Here is a 15,075-nt window from a genome sequence, read left to right on the forward strand (position 1 = left end):
ATAAAACAAATGGCATTAACAGCTGGAATCGTTGGATTACCAAACGTTGGTAAATCAACATTATTCAACGCAATCACAAAAGCAGGGGCACTTGCAGCAAACTACCCATTCGCAACAATTGACCCAAACGTTGGTATTGTAGAAGTACCAGACGAAAGACTCGATAAACTTACGGAAATCGTTGTTCCGAAAAAAACGGTCCCAACAGCATTCGAGTTCACTGATATCGCAGGAATCGTGAAAGGTGCATCTCAAGGAGAAGGTTTAGGGAACAAATTCCTTTCTCATATCCGCGAAGTAGATGCAATTTGTCAGGTGGTTCGTGCATTTGATGACGACAATATTACACACGTTTCTGGGAAAATTGATCCACTCGACGACATTGAAGTCATCAATATGGAATTAATCTTCGCAGACTTAGAATCTATCGAACGTCGTCTGCCACGTCTAGAAAAAATGGCGCGCCAAAAAGATGCAGATGCGATGGCTGAAGCAGCGATTTTAACTAAAGTGAAAGAAACATTAGAAAACAACCAACCCGTGCGTTCACTCGAAATGACTCCAGAAGAAAAAGCACTCGTTAAACACTTAAATTTCTTAACTCAAAAACCAATTCTATACGTAGCAAACGTTGCAGAAGATGAACTCATGGACCTTGATAATAATGAACACTTAACGCGCATTAAAGAATACGCACGAAATGAAAATGCAGAAGTGGTTGTGATTTCAGCACGTGTTGAAGAAGAAATGGCAGTTTTAGATGATGAAGACAAACAAGAATTCTTAGAAGCACTCGGCTTAGAAGAATCAGGGCTCGATAAACTGATCAGAAGTGCATATGATTTACTTGGACTTGCTACTTACTTCACTGCAGGTGTACAAGAAGTACGTGCATGGACATTCAAGAAAGGCATGACTGCACCAGAATGTGCAGGTATCATCCATACAGACTTCCAAAAAGGATTCATCCGTGCAGAAGTGATGAGTTACGATGACCTTGTTGAATTAGGTAGTGAAGCGGCTGTTAAAGAAGCTGGAAAAGCACGCCTAGAAGGTAAAGAATATATCATGAAAGACGGAGACGTGGTTCACTTTAGATTTAACGTATAAATAATTTTAACGGCAGACAAACGTTTGCCGTTTTTTTATCTAAAATAATTAACTTAGTCAATTGAAAACGCTATTAGATAGTTATATACTGACAAGTGTATGTATATATAAAAGAAAAGGGGTAGTATGGTGGCTACGCTTAACTTAGACGAGTTAAAAAGTTTACTAGAAGTCACAAATAGTAAACTCAAAGATTTAAAGAAATTAGACCTTAATGTGGATATGACTAGAGGTAAACCAAGCTTCGAGCAGATCAGGCTTTCAAGAGACCTCTTAACTAATATCGATGCAGACACATTTGACCGTAACCCTAACGTGTTCAACTACGGTATTGGAGACGGTATTCACGAAGCAAAAGAATTGTTCGCAAGCATGCTAGGAGTGAGTAGCAACGAGATTTATGTTGGAGGAAACTCTAGTTTAAACCTCATGTACGACACAATGCTTAAAGCGATGTACTTCGGAATGGTCGACAGTGATCGTCCATGGATGAAAGAAGATACTGTGAAATTCATTTGCCCAGTGCCTGGATACGACCGTCACTTTGCAATTTGTGAGTCATTAGGTATTGAAATGATTACTGTGGACATGACACCTGAAGGGCCAGATATGGATGCTGTTGAAGAATTAGTTAAAGAAGACGCATCAATCAAAGGAATCTGGTGTGTACCCAAATATTCAAACCCAGATGGCGCAATCTATTCAAAAGAAACAATCGAACGTTTAGCAAGCATGGAAACAGCTGCGAAAGATTTCAAGATTTTCTATGACAACGCATATGCAGTACACTTCTTGGATGGTGAGTTTATCGAACAAGAGAGCATGTTAGACGCATGTAAAAATGCAGATCACCCAAACCGTGTCATCATCTTTGCATCAACGTCTAAAATTACTTTCCCTGGTGCGGGTGTTGGAGTAATCTGTGCGAACAGAGAGAGCTTAGACTACATGGAAAAACTCATCGCAGCTCAATCTATTTCACAAGATAAAGTCAATCAACTGCGACATGTGCTTTTCCTGAAAGATTTCGATACACTTTTAGATCACATGAGAGAACAAGCAGCGATTCTAAAACCAAAGTTTGATATCGTCTTAGACTCACTGAAGAGTACAGTAGAAGACGAAAGAATCGCCACTTGGAGTGAACCACGCGGTGGATACTTCATCAGCGTAGATACGTATCCTGGATGTGCGAAGAAAATCGAAGAAGAGTGCGCGAAACTTGGCTTAAAAATTACAAAGGCAGGTTCAACATACCCGTACTACAATAACCCGAACGACAATAACTTAAGAATTGCACCGTCATTCTTAGGTCGTAGTGATTTAGTCCAAGCAATGGATGTATTCACAACTGTGTTACAAAAGGTTGCGATTGAAGAAATCATTAAAAATGAACATTAATATTTTGTGAGCAACAACTGCTTAAGGTTGTTGCTTTTTTTAATGATGACTGATATAATATCTGATTGTGAGTAATGAAAATTATTCCTTGCCAAAACAACCGAAGTTTTGGCCGTAAAGTCCATAAGGAGGTGTAAAGATGAGAGCATACGAAATTTTATACGTCGTACGTCCGAACATTGAAGAAGACGCGTTAAAAGCTTTAGTTGAGCGTTTTGACGAAGTACTTACTTCAAACGGTGCTACTATCATCGAATCAAAAGAGTGGGGTAAACGTCGTTTAGCTTATGAAATCGAAGATTTCAAAGAAGGTTTTTACCGCATTGTTAAGCTTGATGCAGAAGATTCAACTTCAGTTGATGAATTCGAACGTCTAGCAAAAATCAACAACGATATCATTCGTCATATTGTTGTTCGCGATGAACAAAGAGAAGAAAAGTAAGTTTAAAATAATGGAGATGATTACATGCTGAATCGTGTGGTTTTGGTGGGTCGTCTAACTAGAGATCCTGATTTAAGAGTAAGTCAGAACAACATTTCTGTAGGTAACTTTACACTTGCAGTAAACCGTCCATTCACTGATCAAAATGGTGAACGTGGCGCTGACTTTATCAACTGTGTTGTTTTCCGAAAACAAGCAGAGAACGTACAAAAATTTGTACAAAAAGGAAGCTTAGTTGGGGTTGATGGTAGACTTCAATCGAGAAGTTACGAGAATAAGGATGGACAGCGCGTATACGTTACAGAAGTCGTGTGCGATAATGTTCAATTCTTAGAGCCAAAAGGCAGACAACAAAGCAGTAATCAAGCGGGTAATGCTGCTGAAGCATATCCATCGAATTCTTATGGTAGTGGGAATCAGTCATACGGTTCTAGACAAGAGGAGAACCCGTTCGCGAATTCTACAGGTAATGTAGATATTAGTGATGATGATTTACCATTCTAGGGAAATGTATTCACGAATTACAAATGTGTGTGTAATTTGTTGTGTAAAACTGAAATCATGTGTGAGATTTCGGTTGTGTGTGTAACCGAGACTTTCGTCTCGGTTATTTTTTTACATATTAAATCAGTCTTAATTTATATAAACTTGAGTGGCTAAAGTCGGTCATAATTAAAGAGGAGTATAATAATGAGTCGTTTTCAAATGACGAAAAGAATCGGTGTTTTGATCGTCATGTCGCTATCTTTAATACTTGCGGCGTGTGGCGGGAAAGAAGAACCTAAAAAAACTGAAAAAAAAGAACCTGAAACTGAAGCAGTAGAAGAATCGAAAGAGCCAGAAGTGGTTAAGATTTACATTAAAGAAAATCTTGAAGAAGCGTTTAATGAAATTGTAAATAACTTCGAGAGAGAGTACGAAGATATTGATATTGAGCCTGTCTTTTTAACAAATGAAGAGATTGTTCAAAGGGTTAAAGAAGACGAGGAAAGTTCAGTTGTATTCACGACTGAAAACGCAGTAAAAGAGCTGATTGAAGATGATATTGTTAATATCAAAGATACGAAATTCTTAATGATGGATGAACTGATTCTCTTCACGAAGAGTGAAGACCCGGGGGTAGACCGCGTAAAAGATATGGATCAATCGACACGTGTGGCTATTTTAAATCCAGAGAATTATGAAGAAGGCGAACTTTCTAAGAACATTTTCGAAGACGAAGAGTTCGAAAATGTTAATGATGAAAACTTTGTCATCGGTGATTCAGCAGAAGACGTGATCCAAGATGTCATGAACAATAACGCACAAGTCGGTGTGTTATATCAATCAACGATTGCTAATAACGAAGAACTAAAAACGCTCGTTCGTGCACCAAGACGCGTTGTAGAACCGTTTATTTATCAGCTTGGACTCGTATCGAAAGCTGAAGTTACAGATGCGGAACGTAAAGTGTATGATTATCTATTATCACAAGATGCCCAAGATATTTTAAAGAAGTATGGGTTTGTGGTTTAATTAAATCATATGGCTGAGAGGGTATGATTTAATGAAAAGATTAATTGTTTTATTCGTAATCACACTTTTTCTAGTTGGCTGTGGTACAACGGAAACTGAGGACGCAGCAACTACGACTGAAAGTAAGTCAATTACAGTTTCAGCAGCAGCGAGTTTAACAGATGCACTTCAAGAAATTGAAGATATATTTAAAGAATCGAACCTAGATATCGAGATTGATTTTAACTTCGGCGGTTCAGGTGCTTTAAGAGAACAAATTAAACAAGGTGCACCAGTAGATATGGTTGTTTTTGCGAGTCAAAAAGATTTTGATTTGCTTGGAGAATCTGAAATGTACATAAAAGAACAAAAGTTACTTGAGAATACTTTGGTTCTAGTTACACCAAAAGGTAACGATACAGTGACAGACATTGATTCACTTGTGAATGCAAAAAATATTGCGGTAGGAACAGCTGAAAGTGTGCCTGCAGGTAAATATGCAGAGCAATCATTCAATTCTCTAGGTCTCACAGGAAAAATTGAAGATAAATTTATCTACGCGGAAGATGTTCGCGCAGTATTACAATATGTTGCACAAGACGAAGTAGATGCAGGTGTCGTTTATAAAACTGACGCACTAACGGAAGATAAGGTTGAAATTGTAGATACGTTTCTGAATGATGTTCATGACAAAATTATTTACCCAGCGGGTACTTTAACAGACAATGAATCTGTGAATGCATTCTATAAATTTTTAACAACAGATGAAGCAAAAGATGTTTTTGAAAAATACGGATTTAAAGTAGAGTAGGGATTCTGGATGCTAGAAAATATGTGGGAACCAGTCATATTATCGCTCAAGGTAGCCACCATTGCGCTCATATTCTCCTTCATTATTGGAGTTACTGCTGCCTATTTTTTAGCACGAAAAAATTTCCCAGGAAAAGTAATCGTTGAGACACTCATCATGCTCCCGCTTGTGTTACCACCAACAGTGGTTGGGTTTATCTTAATTATTATTTTTGGTAAACACGGTTTTGTGGGACAATTAATACTAATGCTCTTTGACCAGTCACTACTTTTCACATGGTACGCTGCGGTAATTACAAGTACGGTTGTGGCGATACCTTTAATGTATCAATCAGCGAAGACCGGGTTTTTATCAGTCGATAAAAACATCGAAACTGTCGCGCTTGTGGATGGCGTATCGAAATTTAGGATATTTACGCACATCACGATGCCACTCGCGAAGCACGCACTGATTACAGGATCGATTTTAGCATTCGCACGCGCGCTCGGTGAGTTCGGTGCGACTCTCATGTTTGCCGGAAATATCCCGGGACGAACAACGACTATGCCAACTGCGATATATTCAGCGATCCAAGCAGGGAATATGGAAATCGCGTGGACATATGTTGTCATTATCATTACAATCAGCTTCTTTATGATGTGGTTTATTCGCAGTAAAGAGAATTGACATTGACACTAGAAGTATGTATAATGTTAAAAGCACATACACAACACACACACGTTCGATTTGTAATTGTGGATTCATAACAGGTACCACACATACCAACATTGAATCTATAATAGAGGAGGAACTCAAATGGCAGGTCCAAGAAGAGGCGGTCGTCGTCGTAAAAAAGTTTGTTATTTCACAGCAAACGGAATTACACATATCGACTACAAAGAAGTAGATCTTCTGAAAAAATTCATTTCAGAACGTGGTAAAATCTTACCAAGACGTGTAACAGGAACTTCAGCGAAGTACCAACGTCAGTTAACAACTGCAATCAAACGTGCACGTCACATGGCTTTACTTCCATTCGTTAAAGAAGAAGCATAAGTCGTTAAGATATAGAAACTCCAGGATACAGAGAGGTATCTTGGAGTTTTTTTGTGTTTATCTTTAAGATAGGAACTAATTCAAGTGCTATCTAGAAGATAAACATCTACAAAAAAAGACCGACATAGTCGGTCTCTATTTACTGCTTATTCTTCTGTTTGTTTAAAGTCTACGATGACGCCATCTCCGCCAATCGTGATTGGTTGTTTTCCATCCCATTTTTCAATGAGTTTCTCTTGAATGATTTCAGGAGTGAGTGATTTAGAACGGATTTCGTTTGCTTTCTTTTCCCCTTCTGCTTCGATTACTTTTCTCTCAGCTTCTTGTTTTGCAATCTCTTTATCAGTCTTCGTACGCTCTAGATTTTGCGTTGCTTTTACACGCTCATCAATCGCTTTTTGAGTTTCCTCATCTGGTTGTGGTGGGTTGACGATTACGTCTTCAATGATGATACCAATGTTTTCAAGGTCAGCCGCGAGTCTTTCGAGCGTGCCATTCTTTATTTCTCCAGTCTTTTCACCAAAGGTTTCAATGACAGTGTATTGTGAAACAACTTGTCTTAAAGCATCCTGTGAACGACTTTGTATGTATCCTGCTTGAAGGTCTTCGATACTTACATTACCGAATTTCTTGTATACTGCACTCGCTTTTTCTGGGTCTACGTGATAGTTGAGCGACACTGGCATTGACAGTGCTTTACCATCTACAGTTGCGACTGCGAGTCCGTCGTAGCTCACTGTTTGTGTACGAACTGGGTATTCAATCACGCGCTCTGTTGGCAAGATGATGTGCCAGCCTTGTGCGAGCATTTCATCTTGAACGCCCCCACTGATTTTATAGACGACCCCAACGTTACCGTTATCGATTTTTGTTACAAAAAATGTTAAAAATAAGCCAATTGCTACGACTAAAACGATTGCGGAACCAATTAGCTTACCGATTAGTTTTGTAGATGAAGATCCTTTGCCACCCTTAGGTGAACGTGCTTCGTTTACTTCTTTAACTTTCTTCAATTTGTTTAATTTCCTCCTTCAATTGGTGAATCTCTGTCAGACGTTTCTCATGTTCGGCTATATCTACGTCTGTTTCAAGCAGCGATTCCTCATGAGCAACGAGTAGCTCAAGTCTTTCTATTTCTGCTTTACGATCTAACTCATTTTGTTTTAACTCTCGCCTATATAGAAAATTATCCACACGACGTCGATTTAACATCAGCAAGATAATGATGAGTAAGAGTAAAAAGAAAACGATGATCCCTATACGTAAAATAATCAAATCATCACCTCTATTTAAAGATAGTTATAGTATAACAAAAAAATGGTTATCATATAGATAACCATTCACAAATCATGACTTCTCAGAATTCAGTCCATATTCATCATAAATTTCGTCTAGGCTTAAGTTCTCTTTATTGTGATCAGTCTTCACTTGCTCATCATCCAATCCTTTAACGAGTAAAACAATTTGCCCGCTGTTCACACCTTTTTTGTATTCAGCAAGTTCACGTTCATTAAGATCAAATCGACGAGCTACGAGATCCGTCGAATCACGATCAAATACTTTTCCAACAAGTTTCTCCCAAACGGAACCATCTGCTTTAACAAATTCAATGTCTCTATAATTACGGAATACATTATCTGGACGATTGTTAAAAGAGACGGTCATGTCCGAAGACGAGATACCTTGAGTTTTTAATTCGTCAATTTTTTTAGTGAGTGATCCTTCAGAGTTAAATAAATAAATGTGTGTCATTTGAACGCCTCCTCAAGTTACTTTATATATACCACTTATTACTCACAAAAAAACAGTAAAATGATTGCTTTATTTTGAAAGCGTTTTATTATAAGAGAGAGGTGATGATATGGTTAGGTTAATTGGAGATAAAATCAGAGAAAAGCGCATCAGTTTCGGTTACAGTCAAATGACCGTTGCCAAGATGTGTAATAGTGACTCACAGGCTATGATATCGAGGCTTGAAAACGACCAGGGCGCAGTAAACTACCAACACTTATTTAAAGTATTAAATGTATTAGAACTATCTGTTACTGATGTGATAGAAGAAGAAGTCACAGAAGAGAGTCAGTTGCTAAATGAATTAAGAGAATTGAGACTTCGAAGTGAGTTTAACAAAATGATGCGACTGCTCAAAACGAAGTCGTTAGCGTACTATGAAAAAGATATTAAACGCACAATTTACTATTACTGGTATTCATCTATTTACCATGCAGCTAGAAAGGAATATTATAAAGCCGATCGGTTATTAGATGTTGCAATTGCTGAAATTGAAGAGACCAAGCAATATAAACACTTACTCCCAGAAATACTCATTGCGAAAGGAAATATTGCCTTCGGTAAAGATAAGAACGGGCTCGTCTATTATAAAAGAGCAAATGAATTATACAACCCAGTTTCAAGTCCTGAAACATTTAAAGATATCGTACGCATTAATTATTTGTTTGCGGCAGCCCACTGTCGAACTGAAAAATATAATCTAGCTCACATACATATCAATAAAGCAATCAAAGAATTAAACAAATACGAATCTAATTTTTTGCGTATAAAATTAGAGTTATCTCGCTTAATTTTATTCTATAGGCAAAAAAGTCCAAATTTTGAATCACAAAAACTCTTCTTTTTGGAGTTTGCAAAAGCGCTAGGAAGCCCTACAAATATGGATTCTTTAAATAAATTATTCAAATTTGAATAATTGACTAACTTTTGCTAGTGAATGAATGACGGTTCTGACTATAATGTACGTAAGTTCTAGATGCTAGAACTATCAATTTAAAGGAGGAATCGTTATTATGAAGAAATTATTTCTTCTGGCGTTTTTAACTATTTTGATAGGAGTAGGCACAGGATCATTAGAAATAATAAGCTTAAATGACTGCTTGTGTCCTGACTTTATCTGGTAATGTTAGTATTTGGAAAAGTAAAAAAGAAAGACAAAATCATGTTTAGAGTGACGATTATACAATTATTAGAAAATCGATTACGTGCGTCCTTATGTGATTTTGAAAAAGAACGATGTCGCTATTGCATAGAAATTATGAAGTGTGGGTACAAAGAACACTTTGGAGAGGTGTTTGAATTCTTAGGCATCGAATGTAAGATGACGGACAAAAAAGATACGAATCTGATTAGACGTGTGCTCAGAATGTATGAAGAAATCGAAACAATGTCACCGTCATGTCATACATACAAATTTACGGGTTTTAAAAATGTAAGTCAGCACGCCTATTACATGTTCTTAAATCAGTACGGCAAGAGTACCGTAAAATGCGAGAATTTTAACCCAAAGTATTTAAATGAATACGAAAAGTACTTAGAGAGATATGAAGAACTGGAGTATCCAGTGAATATTGACTCATTAAAAACAGTATTCGAATCAAAACAATATGAAATGATGTAGTTCTAGATGATATCCTCTGATATCATCTTTTTTAATGAAACAGCCTAGGCCGATAAAAACAGCCTAGGCTAAAGATATTTAATAATCATCGCGTTCACTTAAATCAATATGCACAGAATCATCACTTTCTGTACCCACTTCCTCAATTGGTTTTTGTTGTAATGCATCTAATTTTGCGTCTTGTTCCACTTGTAAGACAAGTTTTCCGTCTTCAACTGCTTGATGATACATGCGTGCTTCTTCTTCCGTTAACTTCATGTCATCAGTCACTTTATCTTCAGCAGATTCATCAGAGAATAGTGCCGTAAATTTTTGGAAAAGATTTCCTTCCCCTTTGTGGAGATTTACTTTATAATTTGTATGGATCTCCGAAGTCTGACTGTGTTTTGTGTAAACATGAACGTCAGTAGGGTCGATACCATCAACATCTCTTAACTCTTTAATACGACGAACGAGAGCGGGTACATCTTCAATAATTTCAAATTTTTCAAACATTATTTGCACTTCCTTTTTGATTTAACTACTCAATAATCTCTTTACCCGAATTCCAAAAAGTAAAACGATACCATCAATTTAAGATAAAATGATTACAAAATTTTGAATGTTTGTACTTCTTAATTTCAAGAAAAGAAAACTTTAATTTAATTATCTTCTAGTCTATAATAGTAATAATCAATTTTAGGAGGTCCAAATTAATGTGGGAAAATAAATTCGCAAAAGAAGGATTAACTTTCGACGATGTGCTACTCATCCCAGCACACTCAGAAATTCTGCCAGCAGATGTTGACTTATCTGTAGAGCTTTCTAAGCGTATCAAGTTAAACATTCCGGTACTGAGTGCGGGTATGGATACAGTAACAGAAGCAGCTATGGCAATCTCAATCGCTAGACAAGGTGGACTTGGAGTCATTCATAAGAACATGTCAATCGAGCGCCAACGTGACGAGGTTGAGAAGGTAAAGCGTTCAGAAAACGGTGTAATCACAGATCCGTTTTTCTTAACGAAAGAAGAAAAGGTTTTTGCAGCAGAACACCTAATGAGTAAATACAGAATCTCTGGTGTACCAATTGTAAATAACCCAGAAGAGAAAAAGTTAATTGGTATTATTACAAATCGTGACCTCCGTTTTATTAATGATTATTCAGTCGTTATTGATACTGTAATGACTAAAGAAAATCTAGTGACAGCTCCAGAAGGAACAACGCTCGAGGATGCCGGGAAAATCCTTCAAAATCATCGTATTGAAAAACTACCTATTGTAGATGACAACGGTGTATTAAAAGGCTTAATCACAATTAAAGATATCGAAAAAGTAATTGAATTCCCTAATGCAGCAAAAGACGAAGCTGGACGCTTACTAGTAGCGGCAGCAATCGGTATTGCGAGAGAGACTGACAAACGTGCGGAAGAGCTCGTTAAAGCAGGTGTAGATGCACTAGTTATCGACACTGCACATGGGCACTCTAAAGGTGTACTTGATGCAATTAAAAAAATCGCAGAACGTTATCCAGAAGTAACGATTATTGCAGGTAACGTTGCGACAGCAGAAGGTACGAGAGCTTTAATTGAAGCGGGCGTAGATGTAGTTAAAGTAGGAATTGGTCCAGGATCTATCTGTACGACACGTGTTGTTACTGGTGTAGGTGTACCTCAAATTACAGCGGTTTACGATTGTGCGACAGAAGCAATGAAACACGGTAAAGCGATCATTGCAGATGGTGGTATTAAACTTTCAGGAGACATCGTGAAAGCACTAGCTGCTGGTGGTCATGCGGTAATGCTCGGAAGCTTACTTGCAGGTACGACAGAATCACCTGGTGACGTTGAAATGTTCCAAGGCCGACGCTACAAAACATACCGTGGTATGGGCTCATTAGGCGCAATGGAACAAGGGTCTAAAGATCGTTACTTCCAAGAAGATAAAGAAGCCACAAAATTCGTACCGGAAGGTATCGAAGGACGTACGGAATATAAAGGACCAGTTGCAGACACAATTTACCAGCTGATTGGTGGACTCCGCTCAGGTATGGGTTACACAGGATCAAAAGACCTTAAAGCACTGAGAGAAGAATCACAGTTTGTGCGTATTACAGGTGCGGGACTCATTGAAAGTCACCCACACAATGTTCAAGTAACTAAGGAAGCACCAAACTATTCTATTTAAGACTGGAGTAATATAATCATGGAATTTAGAGAAGAACAAGAGTTTATCTTAGTCATTGACTACGGTAGTCAGTATAACCAACTCTTAACACGTCGTATTCGCGACCTTGGAGTGTATAGTGAATTACACAATCCAAGTATTACAATTGATGAAATCAAGGCATTTAATCCGAAAGCAATCGTACTTTCAGGCGGACCACGTTCTGTTTATAAAGATGATGCATATACAGTAGATCCTGAGATATTTAACTTAGGCATTCCTGTACTTGGTGTGTGCTATGGTATGAACCTCATCGTTCACAATACAGGTGGAGAAGTTGGACCACGTGAAGAAGCTTTCTCAGGTGTAGACACTTTAAAACTAGATTCATCTGTAGAACTATTCAAAGGTTTAGACAATGAAGAAGAAGTTGTAATGAGTTACCATGATGAAGTGAAGTCTATTGGAGAAGATTACGAAGTCATTGCAACAACTGACAGAAACGCTTTTGCAGCAATTAAACATAAAGATTTACCAATCTATGGTATTGAATTCCACCCGGAATCAAAACACACTGTAAATGGTGATGTGTTCATTAAGAATTTCATCAGAGATATCGCTGGTTGTAAAGGCGAATGGACGATGGAGAACTTTATTGAGTTAGAAATCGAGAAGATCAGAGAAGAAGTTGGCGACAAAAAAGTCATCTGTGCCATGAGTGGTGGCGTAGATTCATCAGTAACTGCGGTGTTATTACAACGCGCGATTGGTGACAACTTGACATGTATCTTTGTGGACCACGGCCTATTACGCAAAGGCGAAGCGGACATGGTAATGGAAGAATTTGGTAAAGGATTCAACATTAACATTATTAAAGTAGACGCTCAAGATAGATTCTTAAACAAATTAGCAGGCGTTTCAGATCCAGAACAAAAGCGTAAAATTATCGGTAATGAGTTTATTGAAGTGTTCAATGATGAAGCGGCAAAACTTAAAGGTATTGATTATCTAGCACAAGGTACGATCTACTCAGATATTATTGAGTCAGGTACTGAAACTGCTGAAACAATCAAATCACACCACAACGTTGGTGGATTACCAGAAGATCTAGAATTCAAACTGATCGAACCAATCGCGACGTTATTTAAAGACGAAGTACGCGAACTTGGTTTAGAATTAGGAATTCCAGAACATCTTGTATGGCGTCAACCATTCCCAGGACCAGGACTCGGTATCCGCGTACTTGGTGAAATTACAAGAGAAAAATTAGAAATCGTTAGAGAAACAGACTGGATTTTAAGAGATGAGATTGCGAAAGCAGGCCTCGACAGAGATATTTGGCAGTACTTCACAATACTTCCAGGCATCCGTTCAGTAGGTGTAAAAGACGATGCACGTACATTTGATTATACAATCGGAATCCGTGCAGTAAACAGTGTAGACGGAATGTCATCGAACTTCGCAAAAATTGACTGGGACGTATTAGAAACAATTTCTAAACGCCTAGTAAACGAAGCAAAACACGTCAACCGTGTTGTATATGATATTACGAGCAAGCCCCCTGCAACGATTGAGTGGGAATAATTGTAGTAGAGCTAGAAACCTTTGTGTATCAAGGGTTTTTGGCTCTTTTTTATTTTTCATTGCACTTTTGTTTTCTTAAATAGTCAACAGTGAATTGATTTTTCGGTGAGGAATCATAGTTTTGTTCAGCTTGTTTGAATGTCATGATTCCATTTAGTTTGTTAGCTACTTCAAAGTTGCTATTTGGATAGAGGTGTCCATATGTTCCTAAAGTTGTTTCGATATCTTCATGCCCTAGACGATCTTTAATGATGAGTGAGTTTTCCCCCACACAAATAAGTAACGAAGCATGAAAGTCACGCAATCCATGAATTCTGATTCGGTGAATGTCAGCTAGTTTAGCGTAACGCTCAATAGCATGTGAGAGAGTATGTTTTTGTGTTGGAATGCCTCTTTATAACCATTAATTCTTTTGCTTTTTTAATGATATCTGCTGAAAAAGAAGTTCCAAGGTTTGATTGTACAGTGAAAGAAATACCCAAGGTTAAAATTTCTAATACATAAAAAATATCTCACTTTTAATTGACTCTTTGTCATTGTTTTTTATTGCAAACGCAACAAAAATTGGTTATATTAAGTGCATGTTATTTTTATTGTATTTGCAACAAAAATATATACTAAGAGGTTAATTATGAAGGAAATTCTTAGTGAAATTGGAATGATAGCAAGGGCATTTGATTCTATAAGTAATATAGAATTTAAAGAATATGACCTTACAAAAGGGCAGTATTTGTATATTGTGCGAATATGTGAAAATCCGGGAATCATTCAAGAAAAGTTAGCTGAGATGATAAAAGTAGATCGAACAACAGCAGCTCGTGCTATAAAAAAACTTGAAATGAATGGCTTTATTGAAAAGAAAGAAGATAAACATAACAAAAAAATTAAAAAACTCTTTCCAACAGAGAAAGGAAAAAAAGTTTACTCTTTTATAAAAAGAGAGAATGATTATTCGAATAGTGTTGCGTTGGAGGGATTTTCCAAAAGAGAAATAGAAACGATTTTTCATCTTCTCCAAAGAGTTAGAAAAAACATAGAAGTTGACTGGGAATTTGTAAAAAAGGGGAATAAGAGAGAGTATTGATTTTTAAAAGGAGTGACCTATTTAAATGACTATAAAAATAAAAAAGTGCAACCATGCAGATTTACAATTACTTCAAGAAATAAGCATAGAAACATTTAATGATACATTTAAAGATCAGAATTCAACTGAAAATATGAATACCTATTTGGAAAAGGCATTTAACTTAAAACAATTAGAAAAAGAATTATCAAATATTTATTCGCAATTCTTTTTTGTTTATTTTAATAATGAAGTCGCTGGATATCTAAAGGTCAATACCAAAGAGGCTCAGTCTGAAGAAATGGGCGATGAATCACTTGAAGTTGAGAGGATTTATATAAAGAGAAAATTTCAAAAACAGGGTCTTGGTAAATTTTTGCTCAATAAATCTATAGAAATTGCGATGGAATGTAATAAAAAAATTATCTGGCTAGGAGTTTGGGAAAAGAATGAGAATGCAATTGACTTTTATAAAAAAATAGGTTTTGTTCAAACAGGATCTCACTCTTTTTATATGGGTGATGAAGAACAAATGGACTTTATAATGAGCAAAAAGCTCAAATAACTTTTTGAAAGGTG

The 15,075-nt window shown here is 37.0% G+C and carries 18 protein-coding genes and 1 pseudogene; 14 read left to right on the plus strand and 5 right to left on the minus strand.

Features of this window, described 5'->3' with window-relative positions; genetic code table 11:
* The first annotated feature begins 9 nt into the window (after positions 1 to 9).
* From ychF to rpsR, 8 genes are all read left to right on the plus strand, one after another.
* On the plus strand, positions 10 to 1,110 hold the full coding sequence (gene ychF / locus IEU51_RS06025) for a redox-regulated ATPase YchF (RefSeq protein WP_186086063.1): 1,101 nt from the start codon (positions 10 to 12) through the stop codon (positions 1,108 to 1,110).
* A 126-nt stretch (positions 1,111 to 1,236) separates the two neighbouring features.
* Positions 1,237 to 2,511, plus strand: a complete 1,275-nt coding sequence (locus IEU51_RS06030; RefSeq protein ID WP_186086060.1) for an aminotransferase class I/II-fold pyridoxal phosphate-dependent enzyme — start codon at positions 1,237 to 1,239, stop codon at positions 2,509 to 2,511.
* 139 nt (positions 2,512 to 2,650) lie between these two features.
* Positions 2,651 to 2,953 carry a 30S ribosomal protein S6 gene (gene rpsF, locus IEU51_RS06035; RefSeq protein ID WP_186086057.1) on the plus strand — a complete coding sequence of 101 codons (303 nt, stop codon included), beginning with the start codon at positions 2,651 to 2,653 and terminating at the stop codon, positions 2,951 to 2,953.
* A gap of 24 nt (positions 2,954 to 2,977) precedes the next feature.
* Positions 2,978 to 3,457: a single-stranded DNA-binding protein gene (gene ssb / locus IEU51_RS06040; RefSeq protein WP_186086054.1), complete on the plus strand. Its 480-nt coding sequence runs from the start codon at positions 2,978 to 2,980 to the stop codon at positions 3,455 to 3,457.
* A gap of 186 nt (positions 3,458 to 3,643) precedes the next feature.
* A complete protein-coding gene (gene modA / locus IEU51_RS06045) occupies positions 3,644 to 4,468 on the plus strand; it encodes a molybdate ABC transporter substrate-binding protein (RefSeq protein WP_186086051.1) in 825 nt (274 codons plus the stop codon).
* A gap of 31 nt (positions 4,469 to 4,499) precedes the next feature.
* The gene (gene modA, locus IEU51_RS06050) at positions 4,500 to 5,258 is read left to right on the plus strand and encodes a molybdate ABC transporter substrate-binding protein (RefSeq protein ID WP_186086048.1); all 759 of its coding nucleotides are present in this window, start codon (positions 4,500 to 4,502) and stop codon (positions 5,256 to 5,258) included.
* Between the two features lie 9 nt (positions 5,259 to 5,267).
* The gene (gene modB / locus IEU51_RS06055) at positions 5,268 to 5,924 is read left to right on the plus strand and encodes a molybdate ABC transporter permease subunit (protein WP_186086045.1); all 657 of its coding nucleotides are present in this window, start codon (positions 5,268 to 5,270) and stop codon (positions 5,922 to 5,924) included.
* A gap of 129 nt (positions 5,925 to 6,053) precedes the next feature.
* On the plus strand, positions 6,054 to 6,293 hold the full coding sequence (gene rpsR, locus IEU51_RS06060) for a 30S ribosomal protein S18 (protein WP_186076434.1): 240 nt from the start codon (positions 6,054 to 6,056) through the stop codon (positions 6,291 to 6,293).
* A gap of 146 nt (positions 6,294 to 6,439) precedes the next feature.
* Here the strand turns inward: rpsR and IEU51_RS06065 are convergent, their stop codons facing one another.
* From IEU51_RS06065 to IEU51_RS06075, 3 genes are all read right to left on the minus strand, one after another.
* On the minus strand, positions 6,440 to 7,306 hold the full coding sequence (locus IEU51_RS06065; protein ID WP_186086026.1) for a prohibitin family protein: 867 nt from the start codon (positions 7,304 to 7,306) through the stop codon (positions 6,440 to 6,442).
* Complete coding sequence (locus IEU51_RS06070; RefSeq protein ID WP_186086024.1) at positions 7,293 to 7,568, minus strand: hypothetical protein; 276 nt, start codon at positions 7,566 to 7,568, stop codon at positions 7,293 to 7,295. Before IEU51_RS06070 ends, IEU51_RS06065 begins: the two co-directional genes overlap by 14 nt.
* Positions 7,569 to 7,640: 72 nt before the next feature.
* A complete protein-coding gene (locus tag IEU51_RS06075) occupies positions 7,641 to 8,045 on the minus strand; it encodes a general stress protein (protein ID WP_186086021.1) in 405 nt (134 codons plus the stop codon).
* A 109-nt stretch (positions 8,046 to 8,154) separates the two neighbouring features.
* Between IEU51_RS06075 and IEU51_RS06080 the strand changes: the two genes are divergently transcribed.
* Both IEU51_RS06080 and IEU51_RS06085 read left to right on the plus strand, forming a co-directional pair.
* Complete coding sequence (locus tag IEU51_RS06080) at positions 8,155 to 9,000, plus strand: helix-turn-helix domain-containing protein (RefSeq protein ID WP_186086018.1); 846 nt, start codon at positions 8,155 to 8,157, stop codon at positions 8,998 to 9,000.
* 207 nt (positions 9,001 to 9,207) lie between these two features.
* Positions 9,208 to 9,705, plus strand: coding sequence for a hypothetical protein (locus IEU51_RS06085; RefSeq protein ID WP_186086015.1), 498 nt, complete (start codon positions 9,208 to 9,210; stop codon positions 9,703 to 9,705).
* Between the two features lie 78 nt (positions 9,706 to 9,783).
* Here the strand turns inward: IEU51_RS06085 and IEU51_RS06090 are convergent, their stop codons facing one another.
* Positions 9,784 to 10,200: a general stress protein gene (locus IEU51_RS06090; RefSeq protein WP_186086012.1), complete on the minus strand. Its 417-nt coding sequence runs from the start codon at positions 10,198 to 10,200 to the stop codon at positions 9,784 to 9,786.
* Positions 10,201 to 10,400: 200 nt separating this feature from the next.
* Between IEU51_RS06090 and guaB the strand changes: the two genes are divergently transcribed.
* Both guaB and guaA read left to right on the plus strand, forming a co-directional pair.
* A complete protein-coding gene (guaB, locus tag IEU51_RS06095) occupies positions 10,401 to 11,870 on the plus strand; it encodes an IMP dehydrogenase (protein ID WP_186086009.1) in 1,470 nt (489 codons plus the stop codon).
* An 18-nt stretch (positions 11,871 to 11,888) separates the two neighbouring features.
* Positions 11,889 to 13,433 (plus strand): glutamine-hydrolyzing GMP synthase, encoded by a 1,545-nt coding sequence (gene guaA, locus IEU51_RS06100; protein ID WP_186086006.1) that lies wholly within the window; start codon positions 11,889 to 11,891, stop codon positions 13,431 to 13,433.
* 49 nt (positions 13,434 to 13,482) lie between these two features.
* Here the strand turns inward: guaA and IEU51_RS06105 are convergent.
* Positions 13,483 to 13,824: pseudogene (locus IEU51_RS06105) on the minus strand (tyrosine-type recombinase/integrase); the annotation flags it as partial.
* 240 nt (positions 13,825 to 14,064) lie between these two features.
* Between IEU51_RS06105 and IEU51_RS06110 the strand changes: the two are divergent.
* Together IEU51_RS06110 and IEU51_RS06115 are read left to right on the plus strand one after the other, a co-directional pair.
* On the plus strand, positions 14,065 to 14,517 hold the full coding sequence (locus tag IEU51_RS06110; protein WP_186086004.1) for a MarR family winged helix-turn-helix transcriptional regulator: 453 nt from the start codon (positions 14,065 to 14,067) through the stop codon (positions 14,515 to 14,517).
* Between the two features lie 25 nt (positions 14,518 to 14,542).
* Positions 14,543 to 15,061, plus strand: coding sequence for a GNAT family N-acetyltransferase (locus tag IEU51_RS06115; RefSeq protein WP_186086001.1), 519 nt, complete (start codon positions 14,543 to 14,545; stop codon positions 15,059 to 15,061).
* Positions 15,062 to 15,075: the final 14 nt, after the last annotated feature.

This window comes from Phocicoccus schoeneichii, from assembly GCF_014635565.1.
In the GTDB taxonomy this organism is placed as follows: Bacteria; Bacillota; Bacilli; order Staphylococcales; family Salinicoccaceae; genus Phocicoccus; species Phocicoccus schoeneichii.